Consider the following 15,240-nt stretch of genomic DNA (forward strand, 5'->3'; position numbering starts at 1 on the left):
CGGCGGCCGGAACCTCTGCGAGGCTGTCCGCCGGTAAGGATGAAACTTATTCAGGATGGACTCATGAGCAACTGGATCAGCGTCGACAAGGCCCGTCAAACATCGGCGATCGCACCCGATGCAGAAATTCGCGGTTGGGTGCGAACAAGACGAGACAGCAAGGGCGGCTTCAGCTTTATCGAAATCAACGATGGAAGCTGCTTCGGTAATTTGCAAGTCGTTGCGCCGGCCGAGCTGCCCAACTATGCAGACGAGATTCAAAAGCTGTCCGTTGGGTGCAGCGTCGTCATCGTTGGTGAAATCAAAGAGTCACCGGCGGCTGGACAGCCCACCGAATTGCACGCCACCAACGTCCGGGTGCTGGGGTGGGCCGACCCCGAAACGTATCCGATGCAAAAGAAGCGTCACACGTTCGAAAAGCTTCGCGAGTGGGCTCACCTACGTCCGCGTACAAACACGTTTGGCGCCGTCGCACGCGTCCGCAATCAAATCAGTCAATCAATTCACCATTTCTTCAACGACAATGGTTTTTTCTATACACACACACCCATCATCACGGCCAGTGATTGCGAAGGCGCCGGCGAGATGTTTCGCGTCACGTCGCTGGACCTCGAGATGCTGGCCAAGAAGGGCGGACCGGTCAACTACAAGTACGACTTTTTCGAAAAACCGGCGCACTTGACCGTCAGCGGTCAGCTGAACGGAGAAGCCTACGCGACCGCGATGGGGCGGATCTATACATTCGGCCCAACCTTTCGCGCCGAGAACAGCAACACGTCGCGGCACCTCGCTGAATTTTGGATGGTCGAACCGGAAGCTGCGTTCTTTGACCTGTCGGACAATATGAAGCTTGCCGAAGACTTTTTGAAACGCATCTTCACCGATTGCTTGAACAAGTGCGGCGAAGACATGAAGTTCTTTGACGAACGAATCGAGAAGGGAAAGATCGAACAGCTGACCGCCGTGATCGAAAAACCGTTCGCTCACATGACCTACACCGACGCGGTGGATGTACTGACATCATCGAGTGAAAAATTCGAGTATCCGGTCCAATGGGGTACCGATCTACAAGCCGAACACGAACGCTTTCTGACGGAAAAGCATGTCGGCGGACCACTGATTTTGACCGACTATCCGTCGACCATCAAACCGTTTTACATGCGTGTTTCCGATGACGGAAAAACGGTCGCGGCGATGGACGTTCTGGTCCCTGGCGTCGGTGAAATCATCGGTGGCAGCCAGCGGGAAGAACGGCTCGATGTGCTGCTATCGCGAATGGACGAAGCGGGGCTCAATCAAGCCGACTACGACTGGTACATCGATCTGCGTCGGTTCGGCACGGTTCCTCACGCCGGGTTTGGGCTAGGACTCGAACGCGCGGTTCAGTACGCCACCGGGATGGCCAACATCCGTGACGTCATCCCGTTCCCGCGAACGCCGGGCAACGCTGATTTCTAGTCAGATCCGTTCATCAGAAATTGGTCGGTGAAACAGTCTTCGGCTTTCACCTTTCCGGCGGCACCTGGGTCGAGTGCGTCCATTTGATCCACCAGTGTTTTCCAACGGGCTTGCGACATTGCGCCGATTTGATCAATGGCCATGCCCTCGGGCAGAGCCAACGGAGTCAACTCTTTGCTGCCGAAGTCCAATGCTTCCTGGGTCATTCCGTGTTCGTTGGCCGATAGGATCGCCTCGTTGCCCAACTTGGAATCGGCGAGGTAGTTTGCCCATCCTTGCTGAGTCGCCTTCACAAACGTTCGAACCAATTCGGGTTGCTCACGAATCAGCTTGCCGGACGTGATCAACACACTGCTGTACGGGTTCCAACCTAACTCGCTTACCATCAGCGTGCGAACTTCAACACCTTGCTCTCGGGCAAGCAACGGTTCGGCGAACGAATAAGCCTGGATAGCAATCTTGGGATCGGCAATCATCGACGACACGCTGCCGTGGTAGGGGACCTCGGTGACTTTGTCAAGGAAACCCTTCGACCGCATGAACTCGAGAAACATGCGACCGGCTTGTCGTTGCAGCGTCATACCGGCCAATCCCTTAAAATCCTCCACGCCACTGTCTTCACGCACCAGGATGCAGCGCGGACTGTTTTGCAGCACCGCCAACACGGCAACAATGTCCATCCCTTCGCGGCGGAACAAGACAACGTCATCGGCGTTGGCCATCGCAAATTGGACACGCCCAAGTTGCAGTTCCGGCGCCACAGGCGTTGCACGTCCACCCGGGCGGACGTCAACCGTTAAACCCGCGGACTTGTAGGTCCCATCGGCCCAGGCTTGGTAAACCCCACCGTGTTCGGCTTCGGGGTACCAGTTCAATTGGACGGCAACTTTGTCGCTGGCCGGTACGGGAACCGAATCGGACGTTGGCGACTTCGCCGAATCCCTGGAACCACCACAACCAACGACTGTGGCAATTAAAAAGACGGCGACGCAAAAGACGTTTGGTTTTACCGACATGGAATCTTGATTTCGCGTAGGGATCAATGAACCGGAACACCCTTCTATGATTGTCGATCGTCAATCCGGGAGGAACCGGAGTGCGAACACAATCACAAATCCGGTCACCAAGGCGCACTCGGCTACCGAGTCGGCCGCGTTGATGTCCATCGCCTCAAAAGCGTTGCCGACACCAATTGGACGCTCCCGAACAGAGCTAGACCCAGAAAAGCTGACGCAAATAAGGCCGCGATCAGTGCATCCGTCTTGGTCAGCGCCTGCCATCCGGTCATCAATGTCCCCAGCCCGTCATAGCTGGTTCCGTTGCCGACAAAGAACTCGGCCACAATTGCACCGATGACCGCAAGTCCGCTGCTGGTTTTCGCGCCAAGCATCAGATGGCGGATGGCCGAAGGGATTTGTAGTTTCGTCAATTGCCGTCGCCGACTGGCACCGTAGAGTCGAAAGAGGTCCGACGCGTCACGGTCGATCGACATCAGCCCCGAAGTCACACTGTTGACGATCGGAAACAGACACACGATCACCGTGACAATCACGACGGTTCGGAACGTGTAGCCGCTCCAAATGATCAACAGCGGAGCGATCGCAACGATGGGCACCGTTTGCAGCAAAATGACATAAGGAAAGAAGGCCAAACGCAGACGACGCGACAGACTAAACACGACCGCGATCAACGATCCCACCACGATCGCGACGACCAGCCCCGTGACGGCCGAAACTCCCGTCGATAGCGTCCCGCGAAACAACGCATCGCGATTCTCGATCGCGGCCAACAGACACTCAATCGGCGTTGGCAGAAGCGCCTTGGGCAAGTCGAACCAACGCACGACGGCGTACCAGATCGAGATCCCCAGTACCGCCACCAAGGTGACCAATACGGCGCTGGTGGTCGCATCGGCGACGCTGAAGCGGCGGCGACGTTCGATCATGCTTCACCTCGAAGCGTAGCGCTGACCACACCATAAAAGCGACCGAACTGTGCGGTACTGCGAACGGAATCCGTCCTCGGAAACGGCAGTGGGTTGTCCACGACCGTCTTCACTTGTCCGGAACGCATTACCGCGATTCGGTGCGACAGAAAAATCGACTCGCCGATGTTGTGCGTTACCATCACTGCGGTAAATCGCTGGTCGTCCCACAACTGCAACAGCATTTCGCCCAACTGGGTCCGCAGCATATCGTCGAGCGCCGCAAACGGTTCGTCGAGCAACAAAATGCTGGGGCCGGTCACCAATGCTCGAGCGATCGATACTCGCATCTTCATCCCCCCTGACAATTGGTGGGGATATCGATCCAGAGCGTCCGATAAGCCCACGCGCGTGAGCATCTCCATCGCAGCATCTTTTCGCTCGTGTCGGTTGCCCCGCGATATCAATTCCAACGGTAACGCAACGTTTTCAACCGCTGTTCGCCAAGGCAGCAACGAAGGCTGCTGAAAAACAAATGCGATTTGCCCAAGTTTCCCCGCCGTTGGTGGTTCAAGAACGACCCTACCATCGGTCGGGGATTCCAACCCGGCCATCAGCCGCAGAAGCGTCGTTTTGCCGCAACCGCTCGGACCGACCAGCGACAAGATTTGGCCCGCGGCGGCGACCAGTTGGACATTCGCGACGGCGCGAATGCCACCACCGAATTCCATTGAAACGCCCTCACAGCGGATCGTTGATTCATTGGCGGTGGCGATCTTCGTCAATCTTCTTCCGACGCTTTGGCGGCTTCGCTGAGGTTACCCGACTGTTGTAAGTTAAACCGTCGGCCATCGATTTCCAAAACAGCATAGCGACGTGTCACCTCGATGACTTCGCCTTTGAGTGTCCCGATTTCGAACTTATCACCGACCCTTAACTTCAGCGTTTTATCACGGGTCCGAACGTGCATCCATGCCTCCCAATCGTCACGCCCTTTCACCAATCCGGTCAACACGGTTTGAGTCGCGTCGTCAAACTTTGGTTTCTCGGGTTCAACGGCGGGCGGCGGTGGAGGGTCAACGACCTTGACCGTCAGTGTTTGCTCCGTCGATTGTGCCGGGTGTCCGTTATCGGTAACGCGGACCGAGATGGGGAACTCTTTCTTGTCGGGGCTGTTGATCTTTAGCGTTCCCGACTCGCTACTGAGTGACACCAAGTCGGTCGGCCCGTCGATCAGTTCATATCGAAGCGTATTTCCTTCGGCGTCCTTGAATGTCAACGGCGCAGGTGTTTCGCGACCGACGATCGCTTCGATCGTTGGGCTGCCTTCGTAACGCGGCGCTTGGTTGGGCGGTTGGAACAGGTTGCGATTCATGATCGGATCCTGATAGGCCGCCAAACTTCCGTCGACGCGCCATGAATCATCTTTCCGTTCTGGCAATTCATTGGGCGCGGTCATCAACGCGATCGCATCAACCGTCAACTCGACGGTGAAGCTTCCCGTCTTGGTCGGACGCAGCGATAAGTCGCGAATGCGGTGCAAGTAATCTTTGGCATAAAACGAATGCAGCAACGCAACCGTCTTGGGGACATCCGCTGTCCCCAGTACACGGAAGGACATTTGATGGTACAGACCACCGACCGGACGCGGCCCGATCGGGTCGACGCTGTAACCAGCGATTTCGTTTTGCTGGACGATGCTGATCAACCACTGTTGATACATTCCTTGAGCGATTTCCAGATTTCCTGGTAGTGATCGCACCATGTACTCGCCCATTTGGCGGTTGGCGTATTCACCTTGCAATTGTTGCTCGGTCAATCGTTGCTGCTCTTCTTGCAGCCGAGTGATTTCGTTGGTGCGCTTTTTGACAGCCGTTCGATACTTATCGAACCCCCACCAAACACCACCGGCAATCAACAGGCCACCAACCAAAATGGCTAGGAAACGTTCACGTTGAGTCATGCTTGCACCTCCGAAGCAACGGATTCGGCTTCAACTTCGGTCGGGGTTCCCGTTTCGCCAGGCGATTCTGGTTCCGGTTCTGCCTCCGTTTCTGGTTCTAATGCTGTTTCTGGTTTCGGTTCCGGCTCTGCTTCCGATTTCGGTTCGGCCATCAACCGTTCCAAAATCCCCTCATACCGCTGATTGCGAACGGCTTCCGAATCGATCGTAATCGTTTCGTTGATTCCGTATCGATAGGCATCTTGGTTCTTGGATTCGACCACGCCGTCCCCGACAACACTGTGCGTGGCATCGCGAAGCGATTGTTCGAAACTGTCGATCACCGATGGTTCCGTCACCGCCGCCGTCACGACTAATTTGCCGCCGCCACGTCGCGGGTCGCTCGAACCTGAGATGCTGCGCACGATCATTTTGTCGGCCGGAGGCATGGTCGCCGCTAGCCGCCGCATCTCATTCAACCAATTGACGTCGCCGTCAAGAAACTGATCCACCGTCTCCGTTCTCGCGGCGCTTGCCGACGCTAAATCGACAGCCGGCTTCATGCCAGCGTTGGCGGTTTTCAGCTCCGCAATCTCGCGGTCCATCCCGCTCAAACGTCCAAACAACAGGTAACCGCCGACCAGCGTTAACAAGACGGGGGCCGCTACCATCGCAGCGGTTCGGAATCGGTTGGGCTCCTCTTCGACTCGCTTGCGAGGATTCAAAAAGTCGATCAAGCGATCGGCATGGTGCTCGTCGGCGGCAAGCAGACCCACCAAAGGCGCTAGTCGACCGACGTGATCGGGAAGCGAGTTGGCACATTCTTGGTCAACGTCCACCAAATCGAACGGGTTCAAGACCTCGACCGTCGCGCCGGACGCCTCGGCCAGCATCCTTTGATCGTCCACGTGAACGGATTCACGTCCCCAAAGAACCACCTTTTCTGGCGTCGCGCCTGCACCGCATGCGACCAGACTTCGCTTCAATTCGCCTGCCAATGCCCGTGGCCGCGCAGCTTGGTCGGTCGGCATCCGCACCGTTCGCACAAAAATCACTCGACCGGCACGGGCGATAACGATTTCCGCGTCACCGGCCAATAGATCGACCAGCACCACATCGCCCTCGCGAGCGGCAGCGGACTGGATCAAGTACAAGGCCGATGCAGCCAACGGGCGAAGCGAGACTCGCGATGCCGTGATGCCACATGCTTCACAGGCTTTGCGAATTTCGTTCAGCTTCGCCGGGCCGATCGCCGCCGCGATCATATCGACGCCGTTTTCCTTGCGACGCGTTACCAGAAAATCGACCGTTGCGCTGTCCCCGGCCGACGCAAAACTGCGAATGGCTTGGAACCGAACCATGTCGGGCAGTTCTTCGTCCGGCACCGGCGGCAGTTGCAGCTCTCGCAGTTCAGCGTATCCGCGTCCGATGGCGATCATCGCTTCGGTGCCCGTCAATCCCAGCGTTTTCATTGCGCCGCGAAGAGCCTCCGTCGCCGTTGTTCCTTCCAACGGAATGATCATCGCATCGGTGACCTTAACCCGAGAGCCCGAAACTTGGCCAACCACCAGTCTCAGTTCGATCTCGTCCCAGTCGATCGCTATTTTTTTTGGCATGAAGTAACTCGTGATGATATATCGGAAAGGGGGACTCTACTGAGCCAATACAGCGTTTGCTCGAAGACCGAGCACAGATTGATCAAAGCCTCGTCCCAAGTGGCTTAGATCACGCCACGAAACGATTTTCGGATTGACGGTCGTCGCATCGATGATCACTTCGACTCGTGCCGAAGCACCGGCGCCTTCAAAGTACCCAACGATTTGAGCCCGATACACGTCGCCACCACCTGTCAACAACGGTGTGACTTGCCGCAACTCGTCCAACGTCAACAGGCCTTCGACCAACAACCAAGACTCGTAGTTTCGGTTGGGATCATCGGACTGGGGATCGCGGGACTCCAAAATGGCTTGCACCGTTTCTTCGCTCAGCAATGGAATTCCATACAGCAACTCGGCGGGGCATTCATTCAGGTTAATCCGTCCCGGCATTGCGTCGACATCTTGTGTAGATAAAGCATCCATCAAAATGGGCATCACCAACGATGCCGTTACGGGATCGCTCGCAAACGGTGACGTATACGACCTAGCACGGTCCCCATCGCCGACGGTGACGGTGGCGTCGACAAGGTCCAAAATTTGGTTGATCGACGTGCCGCCGCCACCGGTCAGATCCAACTGTTCGATCAGTTCGGCTGTCCATGCACCACCGGGCTGGGCGCTGGCTTGATCGTTGTTGCCCGTATCTCCACCAGCCGCAGCGCTAGCGATTGCCGAAGTCACCGAAGTCGACGTTCCCGCAATTCGGTAAGCGGCGATGAAGCTGGCGTACGTTTCGTCACCGATCGCATCGAGCAGTTCGTCGTAAAGGACCTGCAAATCATCCTGGTTGACATCGACGCGTGGCGAACCATCACGGCGGGTGTTCGCTTCGGCGCCGTGAACGGTCAAGTACGCCGCCCAGCCCAACGCACCGGGCGTATCAATGCTGACGCCGTAACGTTGTTGTTCGTCGGCATCGATGACACCGTTTCGATTTCCGTCGGCGCCAAATAGCAGAGTCGGCGTGACGCCTCGAACCAATAACAACTCTTCGACGCTTCGCAGCGGTCCGTTCGTAGCCGAATAGGGCGTCGACAAGGATTCGTAGTAGTCCGATTCGGCGCCATACGGTCGCGATTCTTCATCGGTATCGATCCAATCCAAGATCGCATCGGCGACGTCTTCCGTCATGTTGGGTAACGACATTAGCAGCGAGACAGCGATATTCTCGGAATCCAATTCAGAGTCAGCCGCCTCGTCGCTGGTCGCTGCGATGGCGGGAATCAACCCACCTCCGTTCTCTTCCAGCACCACCAAAGCATTGACGTTCAAACGTGCCGATTCGTTTTGCAGACCGAATCGAATCCCGCCCAACGTTCCCATTTCGGACAAGTCCGGTGCCAAAATCGTGAAATTAGACGGCAAGGAACCGTCGTTGCCACCGGCGATATTGATCGCCTGGAACATTTGTGGATTGTTGTAGAGGCCGCCAAAATCAGCTCGTGTTTCGGGCGGGTTTGATAAAATCAAACGAGCCACCTCGGTCGCCGATTCGACGTTCACCCGAGCTTGAACCAAGTCACCGGCAAGGTACGCCGAGTCGTCATATGCCAGCATCAGTTCGGTGAAAGAGTAAACCGCCATCGTGGCAACAGCCACGACGATCAACACGATCACAAGAAAAAAGCCTTGCCGTGGACGCCGCGGACGCAATGAAACGACAGGGTTGGCAATATCTTTCATAGTGCCCCTTCCGCGTCGTCGGTTTCGGTCGTGTCGATCGAGCGTGCAAGTGGTAATCGCACCACGTGCGAGAAGGTCCGAATGGCATCGGGATCCAAGCCGGAACCATCTGCGTTCATGGCTGTCGGGTCGGCCATCGTCAATTCGACTTTGACGGCCAACGGCAGTTCCCCATACTCGTCGCTACTCCACATCAATTGCCAAGTCACGCCGTCCCAATACTCAAACGAAATCGACAGCACTTCCGGTGCTAGCAGTTCACCGGTTTGATTGAGTAACGATAACGCTCCGGTTGATGCTGCGAAAACGGTAGCCGAACGATCGAGCGAGCGTCGAACCAATCCGCCGCCATCGACGTCGACCCTACTAGCAGAATCACTTGCGGCGGAATCCGAGGCCAGACTTTCAAGTGTGTCTTGGACACCTCCGATCGTTCCCGCCGCCTGAACGAAGTAGCACACGGTTTTCAAATCGCTGGGCATGTCGTCAATGTCGGAAGTCGTTTCGTCCATCATGACGACGTACTCTTCCAGACGTGGCAACCGACTGAGGTCGAGCTGGATCTGGGTCTGGTTCCCGATCAACCCCGGCGTCTGCAGCACTGACGAACCGACGGCCAAATCCAGCGCTTCGGTATCGGCAGACAGTGTTTCATCGGTTTCGTCGATACCAGCGGCCGAAAGGTCTTCGCCCTCGGTGGCTGCGGGTGCTTCGCCGCCCGACGTTGCTTTCAACAACGCTTCCAGTCCGGCCATATCGGCTGGCTCACCGTGCAGCGTCGCCCGCAAATCGTCTTCGATCATTTGCATGACCGCCGCGGCAAGTTGTGTTTGGCGAATGTCCATGTCGCGGACATTCATGTCGCGCGCATAGAACTGGATCGCACCGCCGATCAGAATCATCAGGACGACCGACATTGCCAGCGTCAACAGGATTTCAAGCAGCGTAAAGCCGGCACGACTGGCGCCGCCAACGCTCCGGTGCATGCAATGGTGACTCACAGCGCGGCCTCTTCTGATTCCAGTGCCTTCATCGCTTCGGCTTCCGCCTCGGCCGCCTCCAACCCCAATGCAGGATCCACTAGCCAACGCGTCAATACGAAAGTTGCGAGAGGCGACCCGCCATTCGGGTTTTCGGCAACCACAGTCACCCGGAGTGAAAGCAATCCATCAAGTGAGGCCGGTTGGACTTCGATGCTGTAGTTGAACGTGGTCATCGACCCCGAATCGAACGATGGCAGCGGCGCCGTGATGATCGTTTGCGGCGTGATGCCGGACGCGGCATCGAGAAGTGTTTCCGACAACTTCGATTGACACATCAAACGGGCTACCGACAAATCCCGGGCTTCGCGCGCCGCTGACGTACCGGTCTCGGCAATCTGGCTTAGCATGGCCAAAGCACCACCCAGGATTGCCAGCGCCAACAAGATTTCCAACAGCGAAAAGCCTCGCCGATTGCGGTGATGGGTCAAGGCAGCACCTCGGTGATGGTCGTGTCACCGGTGATGCCGCGCAGCTTGACGATCACCCGCCCGACTTCGCCGCCCGTCAACACGACGGCTGCGGTGCTGGTTGATCCGTCGGGATAGAACATGATCGGGCGACTCCACCCTTCGGTTTGGTCGGCCAGGGTTTGTTGCTCGATCTCCGAAGCTCGCGCCGCGGACGCGACACCCACGGAACCAACAGTGACTCCTTCCGGCAACTCAACGGTTTTCTCGGCTTCTTCATCGACGTTGATCGCGACAACGTTGCCTTGGTCAGCGCCGGTAAGAAGCGCCGATTGAGATCCCGTCTGGTCGATGGCCTCGGTCGCGTCACTGGTTGAAAAGTATGGTTTGACGCGGATCGAATTGCCTTCAACCATCGCTTGCAGCATCAAGACGCGTCCGTCTCGCATCGCTTTGACACGGGCGACCGTCATTTCGACGCGCAGCTGTTCACCAGCACGAACGAGTTTGCGATCGCCCATCAACAACCCGACCTGCGGGATCACGACGGACGCAATCGCCGCCAAGACGGATAGTGTCAACAACAGCTCAAGCAGGGTGAAGGCAACGCGAGATCTCACGAGGACTACGACCCTTCGACGATGATGTCGTCTTCGGTATTGGCTTGTCCGTCGATTCCGCCGCTGCGGATTTCGTAAGTGTTACCGTTGACCGTGTAGACCAAGCTGTTTTCCCAAGCGTCGGTGGGAATTTCCGTGATGATCGGCGCGACCCATTTAGCCTTCTTGGCTGCGTCACTGGGCCCGTCTCGAAGGGCGTCTAGGGTTTCGGGAAGCGTATTCATCCGAATTTGGTACATCTGGATGTTGTTCTTTAGCCCGTTCAGCTGGGTCTTGGTGGCATTGACCTTCGCTTCGGTGGACGCGCCGCCAATGTTGACGGTCACGATTCCGCCGATGACGACCAAAATCGCCAAGACCAGCAACAGTTCGAGCAGCGTAAAACCCAGGTTCTGGGCGCGTCGCTTACGATTCACGTGGTTGGTTCCGCGGTTTAACGGTGAAATTCGGCTTCTCATGGCTAGTGGAGGGCTTCCAAGCTGGAGTGTTAGGGAGGGGTAATGGGGCATCGACAGTGATCATGTGTATACTCGCCGCTGTCGAGAACCACACGGTGACGCTGGTTTGTTCTGTTCACAAACGCGCATCACCGAATGGCTCCGCTTATATTAACCACGATCCGCCCAGTTGGTTCCGTCATCTTTGGGAACGGCGGGGTGATAGATCAGTCGGTTTTGGGGGTTTCGGTGCTCGACCCAACCGCCTTTCAACCGGATGACCCGGCACGATCGCGCTGATATGACGCATAGAATCAGCAAATGGAACCCAATTGGGAGACGGAAACGTTAATTCTGTCCTCCCAGCGGTAGAATAAACGTATCGATTAAATAGGGTGTAGTGGCGGCTGATTTCAGTCGCGCCAGCCCGCACGGCTTTTCCCCAGCTTCTTTCGCTTCCAAAACGCACGAAACGACTATGGTGGCTCGCGACGATTCCGTCATCCGCGGCAGTTTGATTGCCTGCATGATTTTCCTGGTGCTCTCATTGGCGCTGAACTTCTTCCTATGGAGAAGCGGCAACTTTGCTGCGCAGGAGGCCGCCGCTACCGATGCGCGGCTGCAAACCATCAATTCGAACGTTCGGACGATGGAAAGCCAGATCAGCCGCTTCAAGGGCATGCTTGGCCAGGAACCGTTTACCCAAGCCCAGATCGATGAAATGAAGACTGGGACCTCGGAAGACCCTGTGATGCAGGCCATCGAAGAACAGTTCACCAAGGACATGTCGTACTTCGGCAGCGAAATCGAACCTCAAGATCGCAACTACCCGCGTTTGCCCGAGTATCTGGTCAACGCGATTCGCGACCGCAACATCAACTATGCCAACGCTCGCAGCGAAGCAACTAAGATTCGAACCGACGCGGAAGCCGAAATTTCCAACGCCGAAAAGTCGATGGACCTTGCGAAGCAGCAAGCGGCCGATGCGAACAAGAAGGTCACTGTCTTGTCGACCGAGTTCGACGAAGATCGGGCGAGAATGAACCAAGAGAAGGAAGAGACTCGCGACAAGCTGAACACGACCGTCCAAGACTTTGGACGCTTCCGATCCAAGGCCAGCGAAGAAACCAAAAAGCTTACGCAAGACAACAATCGCTTGATCGGAACGATCGAGACGCAGAAGCAGCAACTTAACGAAATTCGCAACGACCAATTCGAAACCACGCAAGGCGAAGTTCGCTATGTCGTCCGTGGCGGCAACGTGGTCACGATCAACTTGGGATCGGCTGATGCCCTGCGTCCCAACGTGACTTTCGGCGTGATCGACGCCGACGACATTCGTTTGAAAGACGCGAAAGTCAAAGCGACAATCCAAGTCACGCAAATCCAAGGTCCCCACCTTGCGTTGGCTCGCGTGATTGCCACGCCCGAAATCAAGAACCCAATCATTCCTGGCGATAAAGTTTACTCGCCGTTCTGGGCACCCGGTCGCCGCGTCAAGATCGCGTTGGCTGGCGACATCGACATCGATGGTGATGGGCGTCCCGACAACGAAGCGATGAAGGGACAAATCAAGGCAGCAGGTGCCGAAGTGGTTGCCGAAGTTTCATCCTCGGGCGTGAAGACGGGAACCATGGACGCGAGCATTCGCTTCTTGGTCGTCGGCGACGATCTGGAAGTCTCCGATGGCAGCGATGTAGCGGGTGACAACCGAGATGCTGTTGCCGCGATCGGAAAAGCGAAAGCCGAAGCAATCGAGTTGGGCATCACAACGATTCCCGCTTGGAAACTGCAAAGCTATTTGAAGACGATCAACGACACGTTGACCACACCGTTGGGATCGGCCGTTCGCGGCGACGACTTCCCACCAGAACCGATGAAGGGCCGTCCTCGTTTGCCGACGGACATCTCGGAGATGTACAAAGAACAACTAGAAGGCATGCAGAAGGGCAACGAAATCCTTCCTTAATCCGGATCGATTCAGCGCTGGCGTTCTTGTTGGTAGAGCGATTCGATGAACCACTTCACCTTGGTTTCCGATTGGCTCGCGACCAAAGATTCGAACAGAGCGTTGGCGGCATCGCGGCGCAGATCGGCTTGGTCGGTCAGCCCGTCAAACGTCGCAGCGGAATATCGGTCGGAATGAGACTCAAAGTATCGCCGTAAGTTTTCCGGTGTCATCTTGCTCTTCAAGTACTGAGTCCACGCGGTCGTCCATGCGATGTCCGCCAGCATCGCGTCCTCGGTTGCCTGTCGAGCCGCAGCAAGTTCCGCCACGCTTGTTCCCCGCCGTTTCGCTTCACCAGCGTAGGCTTGAAGTCGTCGGTCGATGCTGTCGCGAAGCGTTTCGCCGCCCAACTTGGACATCGCTTTCATGGCCAAATGTCGACGAACCAGCACCAGCGCCGTAGCCCGTCGAACATCTTCACCGACTCGCGTCAAATCTGTCGCGGCGATTCGCTGAGTCAGCACCAAATTGATTTCACCGATATAGATAGGATCCCCATCGACGGCCGCGAACGGATCGCCGGGTTCCAAATCTTCTTTCGCCTCGGCGATATTCGCTCCGGCGAACAACAATCCGGGCACGACGAAGCATGCGATGGCGAGTGAGCGAATATTCACGGCAACAAGATATCCTGAATCACAAACGGTACTTCGCTGGGCAATACAGCCGTGGGCGAACGATAAATGAGCTTCGACTCGCCGACCGCATCGCCAAGCTCGAACAAATAGCCGACACCAACGCCGGTCGTCGTCTGGCGATAGACCTCGTATCCGAGATGGTCTGCTCGCGACCCGTCTTTGCGTTCCACATGGACTTCATTTTCGAAGATCCAGTGCCGGTGACTTTCCAATGACCGTTCGGCATCCTTCAACTCGACCGACAAGCGAACCTCGTGTAGCGGACCGTTGGGTCGCACCGCTTCGACAACGACGGTCATGTCGTCGATCGTTTTTTCGTCACCCGTCTGTGACAACGGCAATTCGAACGTTTGCTTTTTTCCCGGCAACAGGGCTCGAATCAATCCCGACAGCGATGCGATCTTTTGCGGTTGCCCGCCCGGCAACTTCATCGGCAAAAAGAATTCGCTGAACGCGATGTCAGTGTTCGTCGCGACGTCAATCGATTCGCCGGATTCCTGGGGTTGGAGCCTCGCGCCGTCGTCCAGCTTGCCCGACAACTGATCCACAGGCAACGTCAAGCCGATGGGTGTGGTACGCGGCTGCCACGCGATTTCGACGCTGATGTTCAAAGCCGAAAGCGACGGATTGTTCAAACTGCGGCGCGAGGTGACCGCCGTGGGCTCGATTCGATAGACGCCCGCATACGCGGCCGAGTCGACTCGCGAAGGTCGTTCGGGCGCGCGTGGCACCAATTTCAAAGTTGATTCGTCGCCCGCGTAGAAATTGATATCCAGATTGGCTTCGTCCAGCACGATGTCCAACGCGTGCCAAAACGACAGAGGACTCGTCACCGCATTGATGGAAAGAGACGCTTCAGCATCGTGATCGAATTCGACGCCGCTATCGCGACTGATCGCTTCGAGTGCTTCACCAAGATTAGAAACCTCAGCAAGCGAAACACGGATCGCATCTGATTCGGTTTCGCCTTGCGTCCGTTTTTGCATCAGCGTTTTGCGCACCCGCGCTAACCGCTCGGCGGCTTCAATCGAAATCCCGGGTTTCGATTCGGGCAAGAACGGCAGCGCTGGGGGACCGGCTTCGATCAAGGCCCGCTCGGCAGCTTTCCGCTTACTCAGGCTGTCGGCGTCGAGTTCGTCGATCCACTCCAACACGTCAGCCTTCAACGCGATCGGATCAAGATTCTTTGGCGAATTCGATATGTCTGTGTTCTGTGCCGTCGCCAACGTGGCACCGCCGACGATCAGTCCCAGCACAAATCCCAAGCGGCGACGTTTGCCCGTCATATTCCCAACCATCGATAGAATCCTGCGCGTTGTTCCGTCCCTTGACCGCTGTTTCGTTTCGATCACGGCCCGAGATGTGGGTGTACCGCTGGATTCTAACCTAGCCTTCACCAAGCCGTCTCGCCTGAAAACCGCC

The 15,240-nt window shown here is 56.6% G+C and carries 14 protein-coding genes; 2 read left to right on the forward strand and 12 right to left on the reverse strand.

The annotated features are described in order from the left end of the window. Positions 1 to 63: 63 nt before the first annotated feature. Positions 64 to 1,458, forward strand: coding sequence for an asparagine--tRNA ligase (gene asnS / locus Poly51_RS23805; protein WP_146460829.1), 1,395 nt, complete (start codon positions 64 to 66; stop codon positions 1,456 to 1,458). Here the strand turns inward: asnS and Poly51_RS23810 are convergent. The 10 genes from Poly51_RS23810 to Poly51_RS23855 all read right to left on the reverse strand — a co-directional run bounded on the left by Poly51_RS23810 (position 1,455) and on the right by Poly51_RS23855 (position 11,151). Continuing rightward, positions 1,455 to 2,474, reverse strand: a complete 1,020-nt coding sequence (locus tag Poly51_RS23810; protein ID WP_146460831.1) for an ABC transporter substrate-binding protein — start codon at positions 2,472 to 2,474, stop codon at positions 1,455 to 1,457. The two genes, asnS and Poly51_RS23810, sit on opposite strands and share 4 nt — an antisense overlap. Before the next feature lie 122 nt (positions 2,475 to 2,596). Further along, on the reverse strand, positions 2,597 to 3,403 hold the full coding sequence (locus Poly51_RS23815) for an ABC transporter permease (protein ID WP_146460833.1): 807 nt from the start codon (positions 3,401 to 3,403) through the stop codon (positions 2,597 to 2,599). Continuing rightward, complete coding sequence (locus Poly51_RS23820; RefSeq protein WP_146460834.1) at positions 3,400 to 4,167, reverse strand: ABC transporter ATP-binding protein; 768 nt, start codon at positions 4,165 to 4,167, stop codon at positions 3,400 to 3,402. The genes Poly51_RS23815 and Poly51_RS23820 overlap by 4 nt, the downstream gene beginning before the upstream one ends. After that, complete coding sequence (locus Poly51_RS23825; protein ID WP_146460835.1) at positions 4,164 to 5,345, reverse strand: cadherin repeat domain-containing protein; 1,182 nt, start codon at positions 5,343 to 5,345, stop codon at positions 4,164 to 4,166. Before Poly51_RS23825 ends, Poly51_RS23820 begins: the two co-directional genes overlap by 4 nt. Then, positions 5,342 to 6,940, reverse strand: a complete 1,599-nt coding sequence (gene pilM, locus Poly51_RS30690; RefSeq protein ID WP_186775766.1) for a type IV pilus biogenesis protein PilM — start codon at positions 6,938 to 6,940, stop codon at positions 5,342 to 5,344. The genes Poly51_RS23825 and pilM overlap by 4 nt, the downstream gene beginning before the upstream one ends. 36 nt (positions 6,941 to 6,976) lie before the next feature. Further along, positions 6,977 to 8,665: a type II secretion system protein GspK gene (locus Poly51_RS23835; RefSeq protein WP_186775767.1), complete on the reverse strand. Its 1,689-nt coding sequence runs from the start codon at positions 8,663 to 8,665 to the stop codon at positions 6,977 to 6,979. After that, complete coding sequence (locus tag Poly51_RS23840) at positions 8,662 to 9,666, reverse strand: prepilin-type N-terminal cleavage/methylation domain-containing protein (RefSeq protein WP_146460838.1); 1,005 nt, start codon at positions 9,664 to 9,666, stop codon at positions 8,662 to 8,664. Before Poly51_RS23840 ends, Poly51_RS23835 begins: the two co-directional genes overlap by 4 nt. Next, positions 9,663 to 10,136: a prepilin-type N-terminal cleavage/methylation domain-containing protein gene (locus Poly51_RS23845; protein WP_146460840.1), complete on the reverse strand. Its 474-nt coding sequence runs from the start codon at positions 10,134 to 10,136 to the stop codon at positions 9,663 to 9,665. Before Poly51_RS23845 ends, Poly51_RS23840 begins: the two co-directional genes overlap by 4 nt. Beyond that, positions 10,133 to 10,735, reverse strand: a complete 603-nt coding sequence (locus Poly51_RS23850) for a prepilin-type cleavage/methylation domain-containing protein (protein WP_146460842.1) — start codon at positions 10,733 to 10,735, stop codon at positions 10,133 to 10,135. The genes Poly51_RS23845 and Poly51_RS23850 overlap by 4 nt, the downstream gene beginning before the upstream one ends. Before the next feature lie 5 nt (positions 10,736 to 10,740). Continuing rightward, positions 10,741 to 11,151: a type II secretion system protein GspG gene (locus tag Poly51_RS23855; RefSeq protein ID WP_246114727.1), complete on the reverse strand. Its 411-nt coding sequence runs from the start codon at positions 11,149 to 11,151 to the stop codon at positions 10,741 to 10,743. A 499-nt stretch (positions 11,152 to 11,650) separates the two neighbouring features. Between Poly51_RS23855 and Poly51_RS23860 the strand changes: the two genes are divergently transcribed. Continuing rightward, positions 11,651 to 13,141, forward strand: coding sequence for a hypothetical protein (locus Poly51_RS23860; protein WP_146460846.1), 1,491 nt, complete (start codon positions 11,651 to 11,653; stop codon positions 13,139 to 13,141). Between the two features lie 11 nt (positions 13,142 to 13,152). On the opposite strand, the gene Poly51_RS23865 is transcribed toward Poly51_RS23860, so the two are convergent. Next, positions 13,153 to 13,797 carry a hypothetical protein gene (locus Poly51_RS23865; RefSeq protein WP_146460848.1) on the reverse strand — a complete coding sequence of 215 codons (645 nt, stop codon included), beginning with the start codon at positions 13,795 to 13,797 and terminating at the stop codon, positions 13,153 to 13,155. Further along, positions 13,794 to 15,116 (reverse strand): hypothetical protein, encoded by a 1,323-nt coding sequence (locus tag Poly51_RS23870; RefSeq protein WP_246114728.1) that lies wholly within the window; start codon positions 15,114 to 15,116, stop codon positions 13,794 to 13,796. Before Poly51_RS23870 ends, Poly51_RS23865 begins: the two co-directional genes overlap by 4 nt. Positions 15,117 to 15,240 lie beyond the last annotated feature (124 nt).

The organism is Rubripirellula tenax (assembly GCF_007860125.1).
In the GTDB taxonomy this organism is placed as follows: domain Bacteria; phylum Planctomycetota; class Planctomycetia; order Pirellulales; family Pirellulaceae; genus Rubripirellula; species Rubripirellula tenax.

What these genes read in the sequence shown, in the direction of transcription:
- asnS (WP_146460829.1), top strand. Translation starts at nt 64, where the DNA reads ATGAGCAACTGGATCAGCGTCGACAAGGCCCGTCAAACATCGGCGATC.
- Poly51_RS23810 (WP_146460831.1), bottom strand. Translation starts at nt 2,474, where the DNA reads ATGTCGGTAAAACCAAACGTCTTTTGCGTCGCCGTCTTTTTAATTGCC.
- Poly51_RS23815 (WP_146460833.1), bottom strand. Translation starts at nt 3,403, where the DNA reads ATGATCGAACGTCGCCGCCGCTTCAGCGTCGCCGATGCGACCACCAGC.
- Poly51_RS23825 (WP_146460835.1), bottom strand. Translation starts at nt 5,345, where the DNA reads ATGACTCAACGTGAACGTTTCCTAGCCATTTTGGTTGGTGGCCTGTTG.
- pilM (WP_186775766.1), bottom strand. Translation starts at nt 6,940, where the DNA reads ATGCCAAAAAAAATAGCGATCGACTGGGACGAGATCGAACTGAGACTG.
- Poly51_RS23835 (WP_186775767.1), bottom strand. Translation starts at nt 8,665, where the DNA reads ATGAAAGATATTGCCAACCCTGTCGTTTCATTGCGTCCGCGGCGTCCA.
- Poly51_RS23860 (WP_146460846.1), top strand. Translation starts at nt 11,651, where the DNA reads ATGGTGGCTCGCGACGATTCCGTCATCCGCGGCAGTTTGATTGCCTGC.
- Poly51_RS23870 (WP_246114728.1), bottom strand. Translation starts at nt 15,116, where the DNA reads ATGGTTGGGAATATGACGGGCAAACGTCGCCGCTTGGGATTTGTGCTG.